The sequence below is a fragment of the Pseudomonas sp. P9_35 genome (assembly GCF_034008205.1).
Lineage (GTDB): Bacteria > Pseudomonadota > Gammaproteobacteria > Pseudomonadales > Pseudomonadaceae > Aquipseudomonas > Aquipseudomonas kilonensis.
The window spans coordinates 3,919,664-3,940,667 of the sequence record NZ_CP125373.1; the positions used below are offsets into that span (position 1 = coordinate 3,919,664).

Annotated in this window: 18 protein-coding genes; 14 read left to right on the forward strand and 4 right to left on the reverse strand. The window is 63.3% G+C overall.

Annotated elements, in window-relative coordinates:
- Nucleotides 1-48: 48 nt before the first annotated feature.
- Nucleotides 49-498 (reverse strand): hypothetical protein, encoded by a 450-nt coding sequence (locus tag QMK47_RS17015; RefSeq protein ID WP_018605733.1) that lies wholly within the window; start codon nt 496-498, stop codon nt 49-51.
- A 224-nt stretch (nt 499-722) separates the two neighbouring features.
- On the opposite strand from QMK47_RS17015, the gene tssB reads away from it, so the two are divergent.
- From tssB to QMK47_RS17065, 10 genes are all read left to right on the forward strand, one after another.
- Nucleotides 723-1,283 carry a type VI secretion system contractile sheath small subunit gene (gene tssB / locus QMK47_RS17020; protein ID WP_018605731.1) on the forward strand — a complete coding sequence of 187 codons (561 nt, stop codon included), beginning with the start codon at nt 723-725 and terminating at the stop codon, nt 1,281-1,283.
- Between the two features lie 29 nt (nt 1,284-1,312).
- Nucleotides 1,313-2,794, forward strand: a complete 1,482-nt coding sequence (gene tssC / locus QMK47_RS17025) for a type VI secretion system contractile sheath large subunit (protein ID WP_014337906.1) — start codon at nt 1,313-1,315, stop codon at nt 2,792-2,794.
- Nucleotides 2,795-3,038: 244 nt separating this feature from the next.
- Nucleotides 3,039-3,536 (forward strand): Hcp family type VI secretion system effector, encoded by a 498-nt coding sequence (locus tag QMK47_RS17030; protein ID WP_109756006.1) that lies wholly within the window; start codon nt 3,039-3,041, stop codon nt 3,534-3,536.
- 13 nt (nt 3,537-3,549) lie between these two features.
- Nucleotides 3,550-3,993, forward strand: coding sequence for a type VI secretion system baseplate subunit TssE (gene tssE / locus QMK47_RS17035; protein WP_214512690.1), 444 nt, complete (start codon nt 3,550-3,552; stop codon nt 3,991-3,993).
- Entirely contained in the window at nt 3,977-5,767 is a 1,791-nt protein-coding gene (gene tssF, locus QMK47_RS17040) for a type VI secretion system baseplate subunit TssF (RefSeq protein ID WP_253475686.1), read from the forward strand. The genes tssE and tssF overlap by 17 nt, the downstream gene beginning before the upstream one ends.
- Nucleotides 5,731-6,756: a type VI secretion system baseplate subunit TssG gene (tssG, locus tag QMK47_RS17045; protein WP_253475690.1), complete on the forward strand. Its 1,026-nt coding sequence runs from the start codon at nt 5,731-5,733 to the stop codon at nt 6,754-6,756. The genes tssF and tssG overlap by 37 nt, the downstream gene beginning before the upstream one ends.
- A gap of 1 nt (nt 6,757) precedes the next feature.
- Complete coding sequence (tssH, locus tag QMK47_RS17050) at nt 6,758-9,301, forward strand: type VI secretion system ATPase TssH (protein ID WP_258688465.1); 2,544 nt, start codon at nt 6,758-6,760, stop codon at nt 9,299-9,301.
- Between the two features lie 75 nt (nt 9,302-9,376).
- Nucleotides 9,377-9,943, forward strand: a complete 567-nt coding sequence (locus QMK47_RS17055; protein WP_253475697.1) for a hypothetical protein — start codon at nt 9,377-9,379, stop codon at nt 9,941-9,943.
- An 11-nt stretch (nt 9,944-9,954) separates the two neighbouring features.
- A complete protein-coding gene (gene tssI, locus QMK47_RS17060; protein ID WP_320388816.1) occupies nt 9,955-11,964 on the forward strand; it encodes a type VI secretion system tip protein VgrG in 2,010 nt (669 codons plus the stop codon).
- A gap of 12 nt (nt 11,965-11,976) precedes the next feature.
- Entirely contained in the window at nt 11,977-12,519 is a 543-nt protein-coding gene (locus tag QMK47_RS17065; protein ID WP_024617951.1) for a toxin-antitoxin system YwqK family antitoxin, read from the forward strand.
- A gap of 543 nt (nt 12,520-13,062) precedes the next feature.
- On the opposite strand, the gene QMK47_RS17070 is transcribed toward QMK47_RS17065, so the two are convergent.
- The gene (locus tag QMK47_RS17070) at nt 13,063-13,458 is read right to left on the reverse strand and encodes a DUF4280 domain-containing protein (RefSeq protein WP_003202818.1); all 396 of its coding nucleotides are present in this window, start codon (nt 13,456-13,458) and stop codon (nt 13,063-13,065) included.
- A gap of 198 nt (nt 13,459-13,656) precedes the next feature.
- Between QMK47_RS17070 and QMK47_RS17075 the strand changes: the two genes are divergently transcribed.
- The 3 genes from QMK47_RS17075 (at nt 13,657) to QMK47_RS17085 (ending at nt 16,853) form a co-directional block, all read left to right on the forward strand.
- The gene (locus QMK47_RS17075) at nt 13,657-14,724 is read left to right on the forward strand and encodes a phosphotransferase family protein (protein ID WP_320388817.1); all 1,068 of its coding nucleotides are present in this window, start codon (nt 13,657-13,659) and stop codon (nt 14,722-14,724) included.
- A 24-nt stretch (nt 14,725-14,748) separates the two neighbouring features.
- On the forward strand, nt 14,749-15,516 hold the full coding sequence (locus tag QMK47_RS17080; protein ID WP_003180553.1) for an SDR family oxidoreductase: 768 nt from the start codon (nt 14,749-14,751) through the stop codon (nt 15,514-15,516).
- Between the two features lie 221 nt (nt 15,517-15,737).
- The gene (locus QMK47_RS17085; RefSeq protein WP_320388819.1) at nt 15,738-16,853 is read left to right on the forward strand and encodes a Gfo/Idh/MocA family oxidoreductase; all 1,116 of its coding nucleotides are present in this window, start codon (nt 15,738-15,740) and stop codon (nt 16,851-16,853) included.
- A 974-nt stretch (nt 16,854-17,827) separates the two neighbouring features.
- On the opposite strand, the gene QMK47_RS17090 is transcribed toward QMK47_RS17085, so the two are convergent.
- Both QMK47_RS17090 and QMK47_RS17095 read right to left on the reverse strand, forming a co-directional pair.
- Nucleotides 17,828-19,270, reverse strand: a complete 1,443-nt coding sequence (locus QMK47_RS17090) for an FAD/NAD(P)-binding protein (protein ID WP_320388820.1) — start codon at nt 19,268-19,270, stop codon at nt 17,828-17,830.
- A 15-nt stretch (nt 19,271-19,285) separates the two neighbouring features.
- Nucleotides 19,286-19,849, reverse strand: a complete 564-nt coding sequence (locus QMK47_RS17095; protein WP_253475714.1) for a helix-turn-helix domain-containing protein — start codon at nt 19,847-19,849, stop codon at nt 19,286-19,288.
- On the opposite strand from QMK47_RS17095, the gene QMK47_RS17100 reads away from it, so the two are divergent.
- On the forward strand, nt 19,844-20,866 hold the full coding sequence (locus QMK47_RS17100) for a DMT family transporter (RefSeq protein WP_320388821.1): 1,023 nt from the start codon (nt 19,844-19,846) through the stop codon (nt 20,864-20,866). The genes QMK47_RS17095 and QMK47_RS17100 overlap by 6 nt on opposite strands.
- Nucleotides 20,867-21,004 lie beyond the last annotated feature (138 nt).

Below are 21,004 nucleotides of genomic sequence, written 5' to 3' on the forward strand. Positions count from 1 at the left end.
TCCCAATGTCGCCGCGCATGGCGGCCCGCGGTCACTCAAGGCTGGCTGTCATCGAGCCCCATCATTCACGAGGGTCATCTCGCGACTGTCGAACTTCAGCCAGGCCTGGCGCTGATCGTCCAACCGAAGCCGGTGGGCTCCGGGAGTGTTATAGCTGGCGAAGACCAAAAGTCCAGCGGCGCGCCGGCCCTCCAACGGGAAGGGTTGGCGGTCGATGAATTGCCCCGGAACCAGCTCCAGCCCCCACACCGACATGAGTTGACGATAGTCGCGCTGGAACTGTTCGCGCTCGGCGAACCATTGGCTGGCGGTGATGCCCGACAGCTGCTTGAGCAGGTCCGGGTCGTTCACCGCGATGAAGTCCACGGCGATCGGCGTGTCGTCATTGGCCCGGGGCGCGACGTCCAGGGTCAGGCTGTCCAGGTCGACGCTGGGGGCAAAAAGCGAGCAACCGGTGAGCGCCAGGCTCAAAAAAAATCCGAAAAAAAACCCACGCAAAATGAATCTTCCTTTTCTCTGCGGTCAAAAATTGTTTTTGCTTGCTTTTTTATAGACCTGTTCTAGCGTCTTGGGTAGTTCGACCCACACGGTCGAATGCGCCAGGTTCGTCAAGGGAATGACAGGTTTTCTGCCGTCCATTTGCAACCTGTGGATCAGCAAGGGATTGCGATGAGCGGGACTCCCGATGCATTGCGCCCGCACATGCATCGGAGTCGGCCGCCATGGCAGAAAGTACCCAGCACAAGCTCGACAGAGTCCGCCCTCCCCGCGTCCAGATCACCTATGACGTGGAAATCGGCAACGCCATCGAGAAAAAAGAATTGCCACTGGTTGTCGGCATTCTGGCCGACCTCTCGGGCAAACCACTGGACCCGCTGCCCAAGCTCAATGAGCGGCGTTTTACCGAAATCGATCGGGATAATTTCAACGAGGTGCTCGCCTCCATCTCCCCCCGCGCCACGCTCCAGGTGAACAACACCCTCAGCGGCGACGACAGCAAGCTCAACATCGAACTCAACTTCCGTCACATCGACGACTTCGATCCGGTCAAGGTCGTGGAGCAGGTCACGCCGCTGCGCCGGTTGTTCGAAGCACGCCAACGCCTGCGGGACCTGTTGACCAAACTCGATGGCAACGACGACCTGGACAAGCTGCTGCGCGACGTGATCGCCAACACCGAAGGCCTGCAGGAAATCAAGTCGGCGCGCCCCCAGGACGTACCGCCAGAGCTGCCGACCGTGGCCGCCAACGATGACCCTGCCCCGGCCGAACCACAGGCCTGATCGCGCGCATCATTAAGGGAGATAACACCATGCCTGCTTCATCCAGCGCTCAAACCAGCGAGAGCACGACCCAGACCCTGTCCCTGCTGGACAAGATCATCGCCGAAGGCCGCATGGCCCACGACGACAGCCAGCAAGACTACGCCCGCGACATGCTGGCCGAATTCGCCACCCAGGTCCTCGACGAAGGCATGGCCATCGACAAGGACACCGTGGCGATGATCAACGACCGCATCAGCCAGATCGACCAGTTGATCAGCGCCCAGCTCAACGAAGTGCTGCACCACCCGGACCTGCAGAAACTCGAAGCCTCCTGGCGCGGCCTGCACCTGCTGGTGCAGAACACCGAGACCAGCACCCGGCTCAAATTGCGCCTGCTCAACGTCACCCAGAAAGAACTGCAGAACGATCTGGAAAAAGCCGTCGAATTCGACCAGAGCGCGCTGTTCAAGAAAATCTACGAGGAAGAATACGGCACCTTCGGCGGGCACCCGTTCAGCCTGCTGGTGGGTGACTACACCTTTGGCCGGCATCCGCAGGACATCGGCCTGCTGGAAAAACTCTCGAACGTCGCCGCCGCCGCGCACGCCCCGTTCATTGCCGCCGCCAGCCCGCGGTTGTTCGACATGACCAGCTTCACCGAACTGGCGATCCCCAGGGACCTGTCGAAGATTTTCGAGAGCCAGGAGCTGATCAAGTGGCGCGCCTTCCGTGAAAGCGAAGACTCGCGCTACGTATCCCTGGTGCTGCCGCACTTCCTGCTGCGCCTGCCATACGGCCCGGACACGCTGCCGGTGGAAGGCATCAACTACGTCGAAGACGTCAACGGCACCGACCACAGCAAATACCTGTGGGGCAACGCCGCCTGGACCCTGGCGCAACGCATCACCGAAGCCTTCGCCAAATATGGCTGGTGCGCAGCCATTCGCGGAGCCGAGGGCGGTGGCGCGGTCGAAGGCCTGCCGGCCCATACGTTCCGCACCAGTTCCGGGGATCTGTCGCTCAAATGCCCGACCGAAGTGGCGATCACCGACCGTCGTGAAAAAGAACTCAACGACCTGGGCTTCATCTCCCTGTGCCACAAGAAAAACAGCGACGTGGCGGTGTTCTTCGGCGGCCAGACCACCAACAAGGCCAAGCTCTACAACACCAACGAGGCCAACGCCAACGCGCGGATCTCGGCGATGTTGCCGTACGTGCTCGCGGCCTCGCGCTTCGCCCATTACCTGAAGGTGATCATGCGTGACAAGGTCGGCAGTTTCATGACCCGGGACAACGTGCAGACCTACCTCAACAACTGGATCGCCGACTACGTGCTGATCAACGACAACGCGCCGCAAGAAATCAAGGCGCAGTACCCGTTGCGCGAAGCGCGAGTGGACGTGACGGAAGTGGCCGGCAAGCCAGGCGCCTACAAGGCCACGGTGTTCCTGCGGCCGCACTTCCAACTGGAGGAGCTGACCGCCTCGATCCGCCTGGTGGCGACCCTGCCGCCGCCGGTAGCTGCCTGACCACCCTTGGCAAGGGAGCAAGCTCTCACTGGGCTGCGTGTAGGAGCTGCCGAAGGCTGCGATCTTTTGATCTTGATCTTTCGCTCTCGACTCAATGGGTAGGGGAAAGATCGCAGCCTCGTTGCACTCGACAGCTCCTACACAGCTCCTACAGCGCAGTCCGCCGGGAGCAAGTTTCATCGCCACAGGTTAATTCATCGGTATCGGGCACTACCTCATTCGTCTTCTTCAGGAGTTCCACACAATGGATGCAATCATTCTCGACCTCGGCGGCGACATCAAGGGCGACAGCCTGCTGGAGGGTTTCACGGACAAGATCGAGGTCATGTCCTACAGCCACAACGTGGCGATGCAGGTCACCAACGACGTCAGCAACTCGGAGCGAACCTCTGGCCGGCCCCACATCGGCGAATTCACCCTGACTAAATTCATCGACAGCTCCACCCCCTCGCTCAACGAATATTGCTGCGCCGGCAAACCGATCCCGCAAGCCGTCATCACCATCGGCCGCAACGCCGCCGAGGGCAGCGGCAAACTCATGCCGTTCATCATCTACACCCTGACCAACGTCGTGCTGTCCAACGTCAGTGTCAGCGGCGGCACCGGCGGCAAACCGGTAGAAACCCTGTCGCTGAACTTCACCAAGATCAAATGGGAGCTCACCGCGCAGAAAGACGACGGCACCAAGGAAGGCACGGCGGGCACGACCTGGGACCTGGCCGCCAACAAAATGACCAAGTAAGGAAACCGCACCCATGGCTGGCTTCGGGCTGCGCCCGCCCCTGTTCGAACGCCTGGCCAGCCCGGCGAACGATACCGGGCGGGCGTTCGACCGGCAGGCGTTGCAAGACTCGGTGCATGCCGAACTGTCGCGCCTGTTCAATACCCGACGCGGCCCACGGGCGCTGACCGAACCGCCGAGCATCCTGGACTACGGCATCGCCGACTGGACCGCGCTGCAACAGCAGCGCAGCGATGACCGCCGCCAACTGACCCGGGAAATCCGCCAGGCCATCACCTGCTTCGAACCTCGCCTGCGCCTGGGCGAGGTCGAGGTCTGCCCGGTGCCGGGCCATCCGCAGCAACTGTGCATACGGCTGCTGGGCGAGCTGCGCGGCGACCTGCATGCCTGGCCCGTGGCCTTTGTCATCGAGCACGCCGGCGACGGCCTTGAGGTACGACATGAGCGACTCGATTGACCCGCAACTGTTGGACTATTACCAACGCGAACTGACCTGGTTGCGGCATGCCGGGAGCCTGTTCGCCGAGCGTTACCCCAAGGTCGCCCGGCGCCTGGAGTTGTCCCCCGGCGAATGCCCCGATCCGCATGTCGAGCGCCTGCTGGAAGGTTTCGCACTGTTGGCTGCACGCTTGCAACGCCGACTGGACGACGACTACGCCGAATTCAGCGACGCCCTGCTCGAACAGCTTTACCCGTTGGCCATGCGGCCCTTGCCGTCGTGCGCCATCGTGCAGTTCGAACCCGACCCCAGCAAAGGCAACTTGAACGAGGGCTACCCGCTGCCCCGCGATACACCGTTGTTCGTCACCACGGACAAAGGCCAGAGCATTCATTTTCGGACCACCGCCGCCGTGCATTTGTGGCCGGTGGAAATCAGCGAGGCATTGCTGCTGGGCAGCGACGAAACCCAGGCGTTGACCGGAGTGGTCCGGGCCCGCTCGGCCTTGCGCCTGGAGCTGCGATGCCTGGGCGAAAGCCAGTGGTCGACGCTGGGAATCGACTCGCTGCGGGTACACCTGGCAGCGTCACCGATCATCAACGCCGGGCTGTACGATTTGCTGGGCGCGCACGCCATCGAGGTCCTGGCCGGCGCGCCGGGCAGCGCGCCGGAGTCGCTGACAGGCTTGCCACAGATCGTCGGCTTCGCCAGTGACCAGGTCTTGCTGCCGGATGAAGACGGCGTGCACCCCGGCATGCGTCTGCTGGCCGAGTACTTTGCCTTCCCGGATAAATTCGGCTTCTTCGACCTGCCACTGGCCGGTGCCACCAGCGACGGCCCGTCGTTGTACCTGTACATCGTTTTCGACCGCCCTCCCACCAGCCGCCTGCCGCTCCAGGCCAGCGACATCGCCCTGGGCTGCACGCCGGTGATCAACCTGTTTCCCAGGACTTCCGAGCCGCTGCGCCCGGATGGCACCCGCAGCGAGTACCGGTTGGTGGCCGACAGTCATCGGGAAAACAGCGTCGAGATCCACAGCATCCGTGGCATGCGCGCCATGTCCAGCCAGGGCGTGCGCAAAGTGCCGGCCTATTACGGCAGCCAGCATGGCAGCGACCAAACCTGTTATTGGCATGCACGACGGGTCAGTGGCATGAGCCCGAACCGATTGGGCACCGACTTGATGGTCAGCCTGGTGGACACCCAGTTCGACCCGCTGGCCGAAACCCGCGACTACAGCCTCACCGCCGAACTGCTGTGCACCAACCGCCACCTGGCCCAGAGCCTGCCGGCCGGCACCCCGCTGGGTTTCGAGCGCCCGGGGCCGGTGGCCTGGGCGCGCCTGCGCAACCCACCCAGCCCGCAAAGCCTGCCGCGCCTGGATGGCGAATCGCGCTGGCGGCTGGTGTCGCAATTGACCCTCAACCATTTGTCGCTGGTCGAAGGTCCCCAGGCATTGGACGCACTGCGCGAGATTCTCCAATTGCACAACCTGCGGGACGAGGCCAGCGCCCATCGCCAGATCGAAGGGGTATCGGGGCTGAGTTGCGACCGGGTCATCGCCCATGTCGGCGAAGACGCCTGGCGCGGCTGGCGCAACGGCCTGGAGGTGCGCCTGCAACTGGATCCGCAACACTTCGTCGGTAGCAGCGCCGTGCTGTTCTCCGGGGTGCTGGCGCAATTCTTTTCCCTTTATGCCACCGCCAATCGTTTCGTGCGCACCGTGCTGGTCCAGTCCGACAAGGAGGTGAAGACATGGCTACCCCAAGCCGGCAAACCCCTGGTGCTCTGAACCTGAGCCAGCGCCTGCGGCGCGACCCGCAACGCTTCGAATGGCTCCAGGCCTTGCTGTTGCTCGAACGTGAACATCCCCAGGCCGAGCCCCTGGGCAGCGGCACCGCGCCGCACGCCGAAGCCTTGCGTCTGCGCGGGCCCTTGACGCCGCTGTTCGCCGCCAGTGAAGTCGAGAGCCTGGGCCAGGAACCCGGCCTGCCGCCCACCCTGACCACGCCGATCTTCGGCCTCGGCGGCCCCGACGGCCCGTTGCCCTACGCCTACCAGGAATGGCTGCAACAACGGGCACGGGCGAAGGATCATGCCCCGGCGGAATTCCTCGACCTGTTCCAGCATCGCCTGCTCAGCCTGCTTTACAAGGTGATGCGCAAACATCGCATCGCCTTGGGTTTCACTGCCCCGGGATCGTCCGCCGTACACGCCCAACTGCGGGCGTTGACCGGCCTGCTGCCCAAGGCCTTGCAGGAGCGCCAGGCCGCCCCCGACTCGGCGGTACTGGCCTGCACCGCGCTGTACGCCGATGGCCGGCGTTCCCTGGACGGGTTCGCGGCGATTGTCCGTGAACAGTTCGGGCTGCCCGTGGAGCTGTCGGCCTACGAAGGTGGCTGGCGTGAAATCCCGCCGGCCAGCCGCAGCCGCTTGCAACCGGGCGGGCGCAACCTGTGCCTGGGCCGCAACGCGGTGGCCGGCACCCACGTCTGGGACGAACATGCCGGCGTGCGCCTGACCCTCGGCCCGCTGACCACGGGCCAGGCCAGCGGACTGCTGCCCAACGGCGAAGCCCATCCGCTACTCGCCAGTCTCTACGCCCTGTACTTCGGCCCCGACCTGGATTGCACCCTGGTGTTGCTGATCCGCGGCGCCGGCCCGCTGCAACTGGACCGCCAGGCAGCGCCACGGCTGAACTGGAACGGTGGCCTGCAACGCCAGCCAACCCTCGCCGTGCAACGGATCGAAACCCGCCTTCGTCAGCCGGAGATAGCCTGAAATGGAACTGGCCAGCCTGATCGGACGCCTCAACCCGGACAACCGCCGCGCCCTGGAGCGGGCCGCGCAACGTTGCATGCAGCGCAGCCATCATTACGTGGAAATCGAACACCTGCTGTTAGAGTTGCTCGACATCGAAGGCGGCGACTTTGCCTGCCTGCTGCCACGATTCGGTCTGGAGCGTGACGCGGTGGCGGCGCAAACCAACAAGGCCCTGGACCTGTTCAAATCCGGCAGCACCCGCACGCCCGCCCTGTCGGCGCAAACCATCGGCCTGTTGGAAGACGCCGTGGTCCAGGCCAGCGTGCTGGGCCTGGACAGCATCCGCTCCGGGCTGTTGCTGCTGGCACTGCTGGACCGTGATGAGCGCCGCAGCCTGCTGCTCAACAGCGCCTCGTCGTTGCTGCGCATTCCCCGCGACGCCCTGCGCACCCACCTATTGGAATGGACCGAAAGCTCCCGTGAGCATGTCGCTGGCGTGCGCCCGGCCAAACCCGGCGAGCCTCCCCAGAAACAGGACCCGGTGCTGGACCAGTACACCCAGGACCTGACCGCCGACGCCCGGGCCGGGCGCATCGACCCCATCGTCGGCCGCGACGGCGAGATCCGCCAGTGCATCGACATCCTGCTCCGGCGCCGGCAGAACAACCCGATCCTGGTGGGCGCACCAGGCGTCGGCAAGACTGCGGTGGTGGAAGGCCTGGCCCTGCGTATCGCCGCCGGGGATGTGCCGCCGTCGCTGCAGGAAGTCACCCTGCGTGTCCTCGACCTGGGCCTGTTGCAGGCCGGTGCCGGTGTCAAAGGTGAATTCGAACAGCGCCTCAAAGGCGTGATCGACGCGGTACGCAGTGCCGAAAAGCCGATCATCCTGTTCATCGACGAAGCCCATACGCTGATCGGCGCCGGCGGTGCGGAAGGCGGCAGCGACGCGGCCAACCTGCTCAAGCCCGCCTTGGCCCGGGGCGAACTGCGCACCCTGGCCGCCACCACCTGGCTGGAATACAAAAAATATTTCGAGAAAGACCCGGCCCTGGCCCGCCGCTTCCAACTGGTGCAGGTCGAAGAACCGGACGAACTTACCGCCGTGGAAATGCTCCGCGGCGTGGCGAGCAAACTGGAACAGCACCACGGCGTGCAGGTGCTGGACGCGGCCATCCACGAGGCGGTGAAGCTGTCCCACCGCTACATCTCCGGACGACAGTTGCCGGACAAAGCCATCAGCGTGCTCGACACCGCCTGCGCCCGGGTCGCCCTCGGCCAGCACGACGTGCCGCCACCGCTGGAAAGCCTGCGCCATCGGCAGAACAGCCTCAAGGACGAGGTCGAACGCCTGCGCCGGGAACAAGCGACCGGGCTCGATCACCGTGAACGCATCACCCTGCTCGAAGGCGAATCGACCAGCAACGTGCAAGCCATCCGCGAACTGGAAACCCGCTGGGGCGAAGAGCGCGAAGCCGTGCGCGAACTGCTCGACACCCGGCGCGAACTGCTTGCCCTGAGCGAACGCGCCGACAGTGAAAAAGCCGACACCGAGATCGATAACCGCATCGACCACCTGGCCGCCGAACTGCTGCGCCTGGAGGCGGGCCTGGATGCCATTCGCCAGGACGATCCGCTGGTGCCCGAACAGGTGGATAGCAAGACCGTCGCCGCCGTGATTGCTGGCTGGACCGGCATCCCGGTGGGCAAGATGCTCGCCGACGAAGCCCACGCCGTGCGCACCCTCGGCCAGCGCATGGGCCAGCGGGTCATGGGCCAGAGCACCGCGTTGAACACTATCGCCCAACGCCTGCAAGCCTACCGCGCCGGCCTCACCGACCCACAGAAACCGGTCGGCGTGTTCCTGCTGGTGGGCCCCACCGGCGTGGGCAAGACCGAAACCGCCTATGCCCTGGCCGACGCCTTGTACGGCGGTGAACGCAACCTGATCAGCATCAACCTTTCGGAGTACCAGGAAGCCCACACCGTCAGCCAACTCAAAGGCGCCCCGCCCGGCTACGTTGGCTACGGCAGCGGCGGTGTGCTCACCGAAGCGGTACGGCGCAAACCCTATTCGGTGGTGCTGCTGGATGAAATCGAAAAGGCCCACCCGGATGTGCTCGAAGCCTTCTACAACGTCTTCGACAAAGGCCTGATGGAAGACGGCACCGGCCTGGTGGTGGACTTCAAGAACACCGTGATGCTCGCCACCAGCAACGTCGGCGCCGAACTGCTTTTGGACACGCCAGTGGCACAACTGGGCAGCGATGCCTTCAACGAAGCCTTGCACAAAGTGCTGCTGCAAGCGTTCCGCCCAGCGTTTTTGGCGCGCATGACGGTGGTGGCGTACCGGCCGCTGGATGAAGCGACGCTGGAAGGGATCGTGCTGGCGAAGCTGGAAAAATTGCGCGGACGCTACAAGGCCGCGACCGGCAAGCAGTTCGAGTTCGATGCGGGAATAGTCAAGGCCGTGTTGGCCAAGTGCAGCGCGGCGGGCGCGAGGGATGTCGAGAATGTGTTGATGACGCAGGTGACGGGGAAATTGGCGGAGTGGGTGTTGGAATGACTTGCCCTGGGCTTCAGGTGGTGAAGTGCCGTTTTTCACCTTGTATTTATTCATGACCAATGGAAGGACGTTGCCATGCTGAAGGCAAGACTTGAACTGGAAAAACGCCATCTTCGCCCCACCTTTGCCAATACCCACGCGGGCATCGTCAACTTTGACCTGAGCCTTGATGTCGATCGAGACTTGCTGGCGCTGGTCGACGGCAACGCCCATCGTGCCTACTACCTGCCGTGGGATATGGATTCGGGACTCTATGTAGACCTGCCCACGACCCCGACGGGCAACGACCCTCTGCTGTTCCTCACCGCCAACCTGACGGGCTGCTGTGTAGGAATCCAGAACTTCGGCGGGTTCATCAGGGTTCGACACTACAACCTGTTCACCACGGGCAATCAGAATCCGGTCTTCTCCCAGGATGACCTTTTCCGCTACGGCACCAACGTTTCCTGGCTGCTGCCGTCGGATAAATACAATGTTCCCGCCATCCAAAGGGCAGTCCCGTATACCCATGGAGGGCCTTGGGCCGAAGCCGTCCTGTGGGGCGAGTATGTCGCCACCTACTGGCCATTCACGTCGAAGTGGCACTTCTACTACCAGAATGGAAACGCCAACAAAGTTATCCATGAATTGAACTATCAGTAGCAGGCCATTCAATGCCCCGCTCCACCGACAGCAACACCACCCTCTCCCTCACCGCCACCTCGGTGTCGGCGCTGTATCCTGAATCGCTGTCCGGAGAAGAAAGCCTCAATGCACTGGGCTCGCACATTCTCAACGCAATCAACGACGGCGCCTCGTTGACACTCACCAGCGCCGTCGCCAGCCATGTCACCACGACGCTGCACAAGGACGCCTTGCTGCGCCCGCTGGATTGGCTGGTGGCCGAAATCCGCCAACTGCCGGCCGACGCCACCGCCGAGCGCTATCAACTTTTGCTCCGGCCGTGGCTCTGGTGGCTGAGCCTGGCCAGCAACAACCGCGTGTTCCAGAACCTTGCCACCTCGGACATCGTCACCACGATTTTCAAGGCCCATGGTTTCACCGACTTCCAGCTCAAGCTCACCGGTAGCTACACCCCGCGCGAGTACTGCGTGCAGTACGGCGAAACCGACCTGGCCTTCATCTCGCGCCTGCTGGAAGAAGACGGAATTTTCTGGTTCTTCAGCCATGAAGACGGCAAGCACACGCTGGTACTGGCCGACAGCAACGACGCCTTCGCACCGATTCCCAACGGGCCAACGGTAAACTATCTCGGGCAAAAAATGGGCGAGCGAGAGCTGCACGGCATCCGTTCAGGGCAGGTGTGCCTGCAAGCGGTGGCCGGGGTTTACCAGGCCACCGACTATGAATTCACCACGCCAACGACATCGCTCTACAGCCAGGCCGAAGCTGTGGCCGGGCCGAGCTCGGTGTACGAACACCCGGGCGGCTATACCGCCAAGGCCCAGGGCGATGCGCTGACCAAACAGCGGGTGGACGGCTTGCGCAGCCAGGAGAAACGCTTCGTCGGTGAAAGCGACTGCCGCTGGCTGGTGCCAGGGTATTGGTTCACCCTCGCCGGCCATGACGACACGACACTGAATATCGATTGGGTCGTGACGTCGGTCAGCCATGAAGCCAGCCACGACAGCTATCGCAACCGCTTCGAAGCGATCCCCAAGGCCACGGCTTACCGACCGGCCCGCGTCACGCCAAAACCGCGCATGCACACCCAGACGGCAGTGGTGGTGGGCAAGGCCGGCGAAGAAATCTGGACCGATGAATACGGCCGGATCAAATTGCAGTTCCCCTGGGACCGCACCGGCAAGAACGACGAGACCTCATCCTGCTGGGTCCGCGTGGTCTTGCCGTGGAGCGGCAAGGGCTTTGGCATGCAGTTCGTGCCGCGCATCGGCCAGGAAGTCATCGTGACCTTCATCGACGGCGACCCGGATCGGCCCTTGGTCACCGGTTGCGTCTACAACGGCGACAATGCCCTGCCCTACGCGCTGCCGGCGAACCAGACCCAGTCCGGGATCAAGACCAATTCGTCCAAGGGCGGCGGTGGTTTCAACGAGTTGCGTTTCGAAGACAAGAAGGACGCCGAAGAAGTGTTTCTCCAGGCCCAGAAAGACTTCAACATCAACGTGCTCAACGACACCACCGCCACCGTCGGTCACGACGAGACCCTCACGGTGCAGAACGCCCGCACCCGCACGGTAAAGGATGGCGACGAGACCGTGACCCTGGAGAAAGGCAAGCGCAGCGTGACCATCCAGACTGGCAGCGACAGCCTCGATGTGAAGGACACCCGCACCGTCACCGTGGGTTCGGACCAGAGCCACAGCACCGGCGGCAACTACGATCATAAGGTCACCGGCAATTACAGCCTGACGGTGGACGGCAACCTGACCATCAAAGTCAGCGGCACCCTGACCCTGCAAAGCGGCGGCAGCTTCGCGATCAAGAGCGGCGCCGACCTGGCCGCCCAGGCCAGCACGTCCATCAGCCAGAAAGCCGGCACGGCCCTGAGCAACCAGGCCGGTACCTCGCTGGAAAACAAGGCCGGCACCACCCTGACCAACGACGCCGGCATCAGCCTGGTGAACAAGGCGGCGGCCGAACAGACCGTGGATGGCGGCGGCATGCTGACCATCAAGGGCGGCCTGGTGAAGGTCAACTGACAGGAGCCACCGATGGCCTCGAAAAAACTCGACCTGGAGCGTGGTGACAGCCAACTGAGCGGGCAACTGGTCGACGGCCAGCTCGACGGCCCGCTGCAAATCGAAGAAGCCCAACGCCCGCAAGCAAAGCTCAACTACAGCCAAGGTGAACTGCAAGGCACCAGCACCCTGTATCACCCCAATGGCAAGGTCTCGGCGGTATTGCCGTTCGTGAAAGGCAAACTGCAAGGTGTGGCGAGCTTCTATGCGGCCGAAGGCGGGTTGCAACGCCAGGCCACGTACCGCCGCGGGTTGCTGCACGGTGAGGCGAACAACTACTTCCCCGACGGGCAACTGGCCGAAGCCGAGGTCTATCGCGACGGCGTGCGCGACGGCCGCTATCGCCGCCTGCACCCCAACGGCAACCCGGCGGTCGAAGCCCGCTACCTCAACGGCCAACTACTGGAACCAGCCCAGGCCTACGCCGAAGACGGCCGGCCACTGGACGCCGAAGGCAAACCGATCTCCCGGGTGCGCTGGTGGTTCAGGCGCTGGAATGATCCAGCGCAGGCATAACGATTGTCTTGCCTCTCCCCCTGTGGGAGCGAGCTTGCTCGCGATGACGCCAACACATCCAACATCACCCCCCACTGACCCACCGCTATCGCGAGCAAGCTCGCTCCCACAGGGATTGATGGCGGACCTGGATTTCGCGCTCACCCCGGCACCAGTGTGGGAGCGAGCTTGCTCGCGATGACGCCGGCACATCCAACATCACCACCCACTGACCCACCGCTATCGCGAGCAGGCTCGCTCCCAAAGGGATTGATGGTGGACCTGGATTTCGCGCTCACCCCGGAACCAGTGTGGGAGCGAGCTTGCTCGCGATGACGCCAACACATCCAACATCACCACCCACTGACCCACCGCTATCGCGAGCAGGCTCGCTCCCACAGGGATTGATGGCGGACCTGGATTTCGCGCTCACCCCGGAACCAGTGTGGGAGCGAGCTTGCTCGCGATGACGCCAACACATCCAACATCACCACCCACTGACCCACCGCTATCGCGAGCAAGCTCGCTCCCACAGGGTCTGTGCAATGCCTGCAAGATTGCCGATCAGGGGATGAGCATCTGCACCTGCCCTGGCACGACGATCTTGATCACCCCGGCCCAGGTACACATCAAGGTGCTGTTGGCATCGATGGCCGGCATGTTGCCCAGCAACAGGGTCGGGGCGCCGCCGGGGATCCATGGGGCCGCGGTGGCCGGGATGCAGGGCATGGGGGTCAGCACGCCGAGTGCCGCCGCGGTGGCGGCGGCCACGGTCGGGTTCGCCAGGCTCATGCACATGCCAAACGTGGTGATGTTCACCAGCGGGATGTGATCCATGATATTCGCCGCCGGCATCCCGCCGGTCAGCAGGCGATTGACCGGCAGCACATTGAGCACCGCCGGGGCTGCGCCGAAGCTGCATTGCAAGGTCGCGGTGCCACAGACTTGCGGGCATCCCATCGCGGTTGCTCCTTTGAAAGCGACAGACTCCAAAACCTTAGCTCGCCCCTACCCGACGCGCACGCCGCCATGCATCAAGCCCGCTGATTATCCTGCAACACGCTAACCTATAAGACCCTGGCGTGCTTGTGACGCCTCCCGCGCGCCATTAGATTAGCCAATGATCGATGGCCTCCAAAATAAGCAGAAGGGATAAGCATGGCGTTTACTGATCAGTCCACCCGCGTGCGCGACGGTGAAGAACTCGATGCCAACCTGATCGACCCGTACCTCAAGGCCCACATTCCCGGCCTGACCGGCGTGCCGCAGATCAGCCAGTTTCCCGGTGGCGCGTCGAACCTGACCTACCTGCTGGAATACCCCGAGCAGGAATTCGTCCTGCGCCGTCCACCGTTCGGCCACAAGGCCAAGTCCGCCCACGACATGGGCCGTGAGTTCCGCATCCTCAATCAATTGCGCGAAGGTTTCCCGTACTGCCCCAAAGCCTACGTGCACTGCACCGACGAGTCGGTGATGGGCGCCGAGTTCTATGTGATGGAACGGGTCAAGGGCATCATCCTGCGCTCCGACCTGCCGCCGGAACTGGGTTTCGACGCCGCCCACACCGAAGCGCTGTGCAAGAGCTTCATCGACCGGCTCGTCGAGCTGCACCGTGTCGACTACAACGCTTGCGGCCTGGCCGACCTGGGCAAGCCCGAAGGCTACGTGGCCCGGCAGATCCGCGGCTGGAGCGACCGCTACGAAAAAGCCCTGACGCCCGATGCGCCGAAGTGGGAAGCGGTCAAGGCCTGGCTCAACGACAAGATGCCGGCCGACCACCCCACTTCGAGCATCGTCCACAACGACTACCGCTTCGACAACGTGATCCTCGACCCAGAGAACCCGATGCAGATCATCGGCGTACTGGACTGGGAACTGACCACGATCGGTGATCCGTTGATGGATCTGGGCAACAGCCTCGCCTACTGGATCGAAGCCGCAGACCCGGCCCCCGTCCAACTGATGCGCCGCCAGCCAAGCCATGCCCCCGGCATGCTGACCCGCCGCGAGTTCGTCGATTACTACGCCGAGCGCGCCGGGATCCGCATCGACAACTTCGACTTCTATTACACCTACGGGCTGTTCCGCCTGGCCGGCATCGTCCAGCAGATCTACTACCGCTTCTTCCACGGCCAGACCCAGGACAAACGCTTCGCGCAGTTCGTTCAGATGAACACACTGCTGGAGCAGATGAGCCTGCAGGTCATCAGCAAATCCACGCTCTGAGCGCACCTATAACAAGGAAACAGCATGTCCAAGACCCAGTTGTTCGACCTCGACGGTAAAATCGCCTTCGTTTCCGGCGCCAGCCGCGGCATCGGCGAGGCCATCGCCAAACTGCTGGCCCAGCAAGGCGCCCATGTGATCGTTTCCAGCCGCAAGCTCGACGGTTGCCAGCACGTGGCCGACGCCATCATCGCCGCTGGCGGCAAGGCCACCGCCATCGCCTGCCACATCGGTGAAATGGAGCAGATCAGCCAGGTATTCGCCGGTATCCGCGAACAGTTCGGGCGCCTGGACATCCTGGTCAACAACGCCGCCACCAACCCGCAATTCTGCAATGTCCTGGACACCGACCTGGGTGCGTTCCAGAAAACCGTGGATGTGAACATCCGCGGCTACTTCTTCATGTCGGTGGAAGCCGGCAAGCTGATGCGCGAGAACGGCGGCGGCAGCATCATCAACGTGGCGTCGATCAACGGCATCTCGCCGGGGATCTTCCAGGGCATCTACTCGGTGACCAAGGCTGCGGTGATCAACATGACCAAAGTCTTCGCCAAGGAATGCGCGCAATTCGGCATCCGCTGCAACGCCCTGCTGCCAGGCCTGACCGACACCAAGTTCGCCTCGGCACTGGTCAAGAACGACGCCATCCTGAAGACCGCCCTGGCGCAGATCCCGCTCAAGCGCGTGGCCGACCCGAGCGAAATGGCCGGCGCGGTGTTGTACCTGGCCAGCGATGCGTCGAGCTACACCACGGGTGTGGCGTTGAATGTGGATGGTGGGTTCCTGTCCTGACAGTGAGCCCTGTGAGAGACCCTGTGGGAGCGAGCTTGCTCGCGATAGCGGCGGGTCAGCCAGTACCAGTGCGACTGATGCAGCGCTATCGCGAGCAAGCTCGCTCCCACAGGGGATCTTCAGTGCTCGCATAATGAATATTTATTCCAATATTTGCAATTAGCGAATATTTATTCCATAAATAGCCCTCCTGAAAATAACAATTCAAAGGGCTCTTTCTCATGCGTGAACTCGGCATCGGTCTGATTGGCACCGGCTTCATGGGCCGTGCCCATGCCTTGGCGTTCCACAATGCCAAGGCGGTGTTCGACCTCCCCCTGAACCTGAAACTGGCGGCCCTGGCCGACGCCGATCCGCAGCGTGCCCGGCAATGCGCCCACAGCTGGGGGTTCGAGACGGCCCACAGCGACTGGCAACAACTGATCGACGACCCGAAGGTCAACCTGATCGCCATCACCACACCCAACCACCTGCACTTCCCCATGGCCATGGCGGCCATGGCGGCGGGTAAGCCGGTCTATTGTGAAAAACCCCTGGCGGTGTCCCTGGAGCAGGCCGAGCAGATGCGCCAGGCGGCCAAGGCGGCCGGGGTGGTGACGCGAGTCGGCTACAACTATCAACACAACCCGATTATTCAACGGGCGCGGGACATGATCCAGCGCGGCGAACTGGGACAGATCATCAGTTTCCAGGGCGAATTCAGCGAAGACTTCATGGCCGACCCCGCCTCGCCGTGGTCATGGCGCTGCGAAGCGGCCCACGCCGGCGGCGCACTGGCGGATCTGGGCAGCCACTTGCTGGCCATGGCCCGGCACTTGTTGGGCGATGTCGAAGCGGTGTGCGCCGACAGCCAGACTGTGCACCACCAACGCCCCGCCAGCGCGGGCAATGCCGAACAACGTGCCATTGCGGTGGATGACCAGGTCCACGCCCTGCTGCGCTTCACCAACGGCGCCCGGGGCACGGTGAGCAGCAGTTGGCTCAAGCACGGCTACAAGAACCACCTGAGCTTCGAGATCAGCGGCACCCTCGGCACCCTGGCGTTCGATCAGGAACGGCTCAACGAACTGCGCCTGTGTCGCGTCGGCCAGGCGGGTTTCCAACGCCTGCTGGCCGGTCCGGATTTGCCCGGTTATGCCGCGTTCAGCCCGGCCGCCGGTCACCAGTTGGGGTACAACGAATTGAAGACCCTGGAAGTGCACGAACTGGTGATGACGCTTGCCGGCGAAGGCGGCAGCGGGACCGACTTCGAAGAGGCCTGGGAAGTGGAGCGGCTGGCGGCGGCGATTCGTGTGGCGGCGCGGGAGGAGCGTTGGGTGAAGGTCAGCAAGCAATAACTTGCTGAGCAAACCGCTCATGTGAACGGCTCTTGTGGCGAGGGAGCCCCCGCCGCGTCTTCGACGCTGCGCTGTCGCGCAGCAAACAATTATTCGGCCTAAGATAGGAGGTGCGCGCAGGACAGAGGCCGTAGTTATCACTGGCGTGTTCGCACCCGAGAGGGAGAGTGGTCCGCACGGTATCGGCGTGGAGTCGTTGTTGGCACAGCACGCTGTGACCACGTATAGGAGAGTGAACCCTTTCGCCACCGTGTGGCCTGCGCCTTGGAATCTATTTAGAAGATCAGATACCTGAGTTTTTGAATAGGAGCTTGCGCACGAAGTCAGTCTGACAGTTGGCCAGGATTATGGCCGAGTACATATCCATCGCTGCGGTAACGGCCACTTAGGGTTCCGCCCTGACGGCGGCTCACTTTTGAGAAGCGCAAAAGTAAGCAAAACGCTTTTGCCCCACCACTCGGCACCTCGCCTAGGCTCGGTGTGCCCTCACTCCGGCATTGCTCCGTGGGCCGCCGCGAAGGGCCATCCATGGCCCAGCGCGGCTAACCCGGCATCCATGCCGGGTTGCCCACTACGCAATGCCTGCGTTCGGCCATCGTGGTTAACGGGGCGCCGAGATCAACGTCCGTCGCGAGGCGGCCTTATAGCCGACCTGGCTCTTCCGGTCGTACTCCGGTCCAATTGTGGGAGCGAGCTTGCTCGCGAAGGCGGTCTGATAGTTGGTCATAGATTCTGGACAACCACATTTTCCGTGAAAATTGAATCTTCTCGCTACCGTGCAGCCTTGACCCGGAACTTGTTATAGAAAATCAAGTGCTTGCGTTTTGTTTGATAGGAGCTTGCTCCCGCTGGGTTGCGCAGCAACCCCAGAGAGGCTGAATGCAATCAATCCGACACACCGGGGGAATGGTTTTGGGGCTACTTCGTAGCCCAGCGGGAGCAAGCTTCCTCGCCACAGAGGGACCGTGTTCAACCTAGAGTAAGGCTTGCAGTTCAACCAACCGCCCCGCCAACGCCTTGGCCTGACTCGCCACATCAGTCACCGCCGTGCTTTCCCACCACATCCCCCGCAACGGCGGGCCCATGGCGAACAGCCGGCTGGCGGGCTCGCCTCGGGCGTCCAGCACCGCGCCATCGACACGCGCGGCGATGCCCAGAGCCAGCGGCCCGGGCTGGATCAGCCTCCGGGCCAACAGCTGTTGCGGCAACGGTCGCGCAACCCGGCGCCAGTCATATTCGATGCCACTGGAGTTGATCAGCGCCGCGCCCTGCACCACCGTCAGCCCGGTCTCGCCCCGGCGGCGGATGCTAATACCCAGCGTGCCCTCGGCAGAGGACGCCAGCCCCTTGAACGATGCCGCCTGAATCCGCAACCGCCCTTCCCCATGCAAACGCGCCACCAGCTCCGCGCTCAGCGGTGGCGAACGATGGTGATGGCTCTCCCACCATGGCCGTACATGGCGGACGAACTGCCGGCGTTGCACATCGCTGGCCTGGTTCCACAACCGCCCGATGTGCGCGCGCACCGTGTCCAACGGAGCCTGCCAATCGACACCCTGGGCCTGGGCCTGACGGCATTGCTCGCGCAGGGCTCGCATCAACTGGCGTGGCGACCGCAGGCTGTGATCGTCGGCGAGGAAATCCACCCAGGCGGGTGGCTGGCGGCGCACATGGGGCAACAAACCATGGCGGGAAAACACTTCGATCGGGCCACGGTGCCCGGCCTGCTCCAGGGACACGACGGCATCGACCATGGTCAGTCCCGAGCCGATGATCAGCACCGTGGACTGCGGATCAAGCTGGCGCATCGCAGCCACATCCCAGGGGTCCAGGGCCGCGGCATTCAAGCCGCTGGATTCGGTTTGCGGGGTTCGCGCCGCCGGGAACATGCCGGTGGCCAGTACCGCGAAACGGCCGCGCAAGACCTGGCCGTCATCCAGCTTCAGCATTACGGCATCGTCGGCAACCCGCAGGTCGACGGCCTCCCCGCGCACGTGCTCGGCGGTCGAACCGTTTTGCGCGCCTATCTCGCGAGCCTCGGCCAGCCGTTGTTGCACATAGAGGCCAAACATTCCCCGGGGCGGGAACAACTCGCTGATCGGCACGTGCTGCTGATCCGACTCGGGCCAGCCGCCGGCTTCGATGAACGCGGTGAGCCATTGGGTCAGGTCATCGGCGTTGTCCGGGGCGACGCTCATCCGCGCCGCATTGCCGTTCAACGTGTGGCCCAGCTCCACGGCACTGTAGGCCTCGCCCCGGCCCAGTTCACTGCGCGGCTCGACAATCAACACCTCGCGCCGGCCCGGCAGGCGCAGCAACTGCGCGGCCAGCATGGCACCGCTCAGGCCGCCACCGATGATCAGGATATCGGCCTCCCGGGTGATGCCCTGCTCATGTCGCTCCAGCGCTGTGCCCATACCGCTCTCCAGGAATCAAATCACCACGTTGCGTACGAATCTCGCCGCCACCGGGCCATCGTTGCGATAGGCATGGGGCTGGTTGCTGGCGAACATGAAAAACTCACCGGCGCCAATCCGGCGCTCCTCGCTGCCCAACAGCAGGGTCAGGCAGCCTTCGAAGACATAGAGCTGCTCGCTCCAACCCTCGGCATCGGGCTCTGAAGGGTAATACTCGCCGGGCTCCAGGCGCCACTCCCAGAGTTCTACCTCGCGGCTGGCGGTGGCCTTGGCGAGCAACACGGCCTTGCTGCCAGCGATGGTGCCGGCCCAGGCCAGTTCGTTGATGCGACTCGAATCGCGGGCGTCGGGGGCCTGGATCAAGTCGCTGAAGGCCACGTCGAGGGCTTCGGCGACCCGGTCCAGGGTGGTCAGGCTGACGTTCTTTTCGCCCGCCTCGATGGCCACCAGCATCCGCCGGCTGACCCCCGACAACTCGGCCAACGCCGTCTGGCTGAGCTCGGCGGCATGCCGCAGACGACGGACATTCTGGCTGACGTGTTGCAGGACGGAGGCCCGCTGGCCGGATTCTTTGTGCACTATATTGCTCACATGGCAGGGTTGCGCATTATACTGCCCAACTTCGGGCGCATTGTGCGTCCGCCTCAAGTGGCGCGCAAGGTCATGGCATCGGTGAACTCCCCGCAAGCTTCCTCCCGTTTCTCAAGGTTCAGCAAGGCCGAATGCGTGCTGGTGCTGATTACCATGATCTGGGGTGGGACTTTCCTGCTGGTGCAACACGCCATGACGGTCAGTGGACCGATGTTTTTCGTCGGCCTGCGCTTTGCCGCCGCGGCCGGGTTTGTCGCGCTGTTCTCCTGGCGGCATCTGCGGGACCTGACCCTCTTCGAGCTCAAGGCCGGGTGCTTCATCGGTGTGGCGATCATGCTCGGCTACGGCCTGCAGACCGTCGGCCTGCAAACCATCCCCAGTAGCCAGTCGGCGTTCATCACCGCGCTTTACGTGCCATTCGTGCCCTTGCTGCAATGGCTGGTGCTGGGCCGTCGGCCTGGTTTGATGCCCAGCCTCGGCATCATGCTGGCGTTCACCGGGCTGATGCTGGTGTCGGGCCCGGCCGGGGCCTCGCTGAACTTCAGCCCCGGTGAAATCGCCACGTTGATCAGCGCCATCGCAATCGCCGCCGAGATCATCCTGATCAGCGCCTATGCCGGCCAGGTCGATGTGCGCCGGGTGACCGTGGTGCAACTGGCCAGCACCGCGGTGCTGGCCTTCCTGATGGTGGTGCCGACCCAGGAAAAGATCCCGGATTTTTCCATGTTGCTGCTGGTCAGCGCCGTGGGCCTGGGCGCCGCCAGCGCAGCGATCCAGGTGGCGATGAACTGGGCACAGAAAAGCGTCTCGCCGACCCGCGCCACGCTGATCTATGCCGGTGAGCCGGTGTGGGCCGGCATTGCCGGGCGCCTGGCGGGCGAACGGCTGCCGGCGATTGCCTTGTTCGGCGCGGCGCTGATCGTGGCAGCGGTGATTGTCAGTGAGCTGAAGACTCGGAGCAAAGGGGTTGTCGAGGTGGATGAGGGGCTTGAGCGCGAGCAGTGAGGCCGGTGATTGAACCTGTGTAGGAGCTGTCGAGTGCAACGAGGCTGCGATCTTTCCCCAGACACTTGAGTCTCAAGCGAAAAATCAAAGATCAACAGATCGCAGCCTTCGGCAGCTCCTACACAAGCCCAGCGGGAG

Bases quoted from the DNA above. Each gene is read 5' to 3' on its own strand.
- tssB (WP_018605731.1), top strand. From the start codon at position 723: ATGGCAGAAAGTACCCAGCACAAGCTCGACAGAGTCCGCCCTCCCCGC.
- tssC (WP_014337906.1), top strand. From the start codon at position 1,313: ATGCCTGCTTCATCCAGCGCTCAAACCAGCGAGAGCACGACCCAGACC.
- QMK47_RS17030 (WP_109756006.1), top strand. From the start codon at position 3,039: ATGGATGCAATCATTCTCGACCTCGGCGGCGACATCAAGGGCGACAGC.
- tssE (WP_214512690.1), top strand. From the start codon at position 3,550: ATGGCTGGCTTCGGGCTGCGCCCGCCCCTGTTCGAACGCCTGGCCAGC.
- tssF (WP_253475686.1), top strand. From the start codon at position 3,977: ATGAGCGACTCGATTGACCCGCAACTGTTGGACTATTACCAACGCGAA.
- tssG (WP_253475690.1), top strand. From the start codon at position 5,731: ATGGCTACCCCAAGCCGGCAAACCCCTGGTGCTCTGAACCTGAGCCAG.
- tssH (WP_258688465.1), top strand. From the start codon at position 6,758: ATGGAACTGGCCAGCCTGATCGGACGCCTCAACCCGGACAACCGCCGC.
- QMK47_RS17055 (WP_253475697.1), top strand. From the start codon at position 9,377: ATGCTGAAGGCAAGACTTGAACTGGAAAAACGCCATCTTCGCCCCACC.
- tssI (WP_320388816.1), top strand. From the start codon at position 9,955: ATGCCCCGCTCCACCGACAGCAACACCACCCTCTCCCTCACCGCCACC.
- QMK47_RS17065 (WP_024617951.1), top strand. From the start codon at position 11,977: ATGGCCTCGAAAAAACTCGACCTGGAGCGTGGTGACAGCCAACTGAGC.
- QMK47_RS17070 (WP_003202818.1), bottom strand. From the start codon at position 13,458: ATGGGATGCCCGCAAGTCTGTGGCACCGCGACCTTGCAATGCAGCTTC.
- QMK47_RS17075 (WP_320388817.1), top strand. From the start codon at position 13,657: ATGGCGTTTACTGATCAGTCCACCCGCGTGCGCGACGGTGAAGAACTC.
- QMK47_RS17080 (WP_003180553.1), top strand. From the start codon at position 14,749: ATGTCCAAGACCCAGTTGTTCGACCTCGACGGTAAAATCGCCTTCGTT.
- QMK47_RS17085 (WP_320388819.1), top strand. From the start codon at position 15,738: ATGCGTGAACTCGGCATCGGTCTGATTGGCACCGGCTTCATGGGCCGT.
- QMK47_RS17090 (WP_320388820.1), bottom strand. From the start codon at position 19,270: ATGGGCACAGCGCTGGAGCGACATGAGCAGGGCATCACCCGGGAGGCC.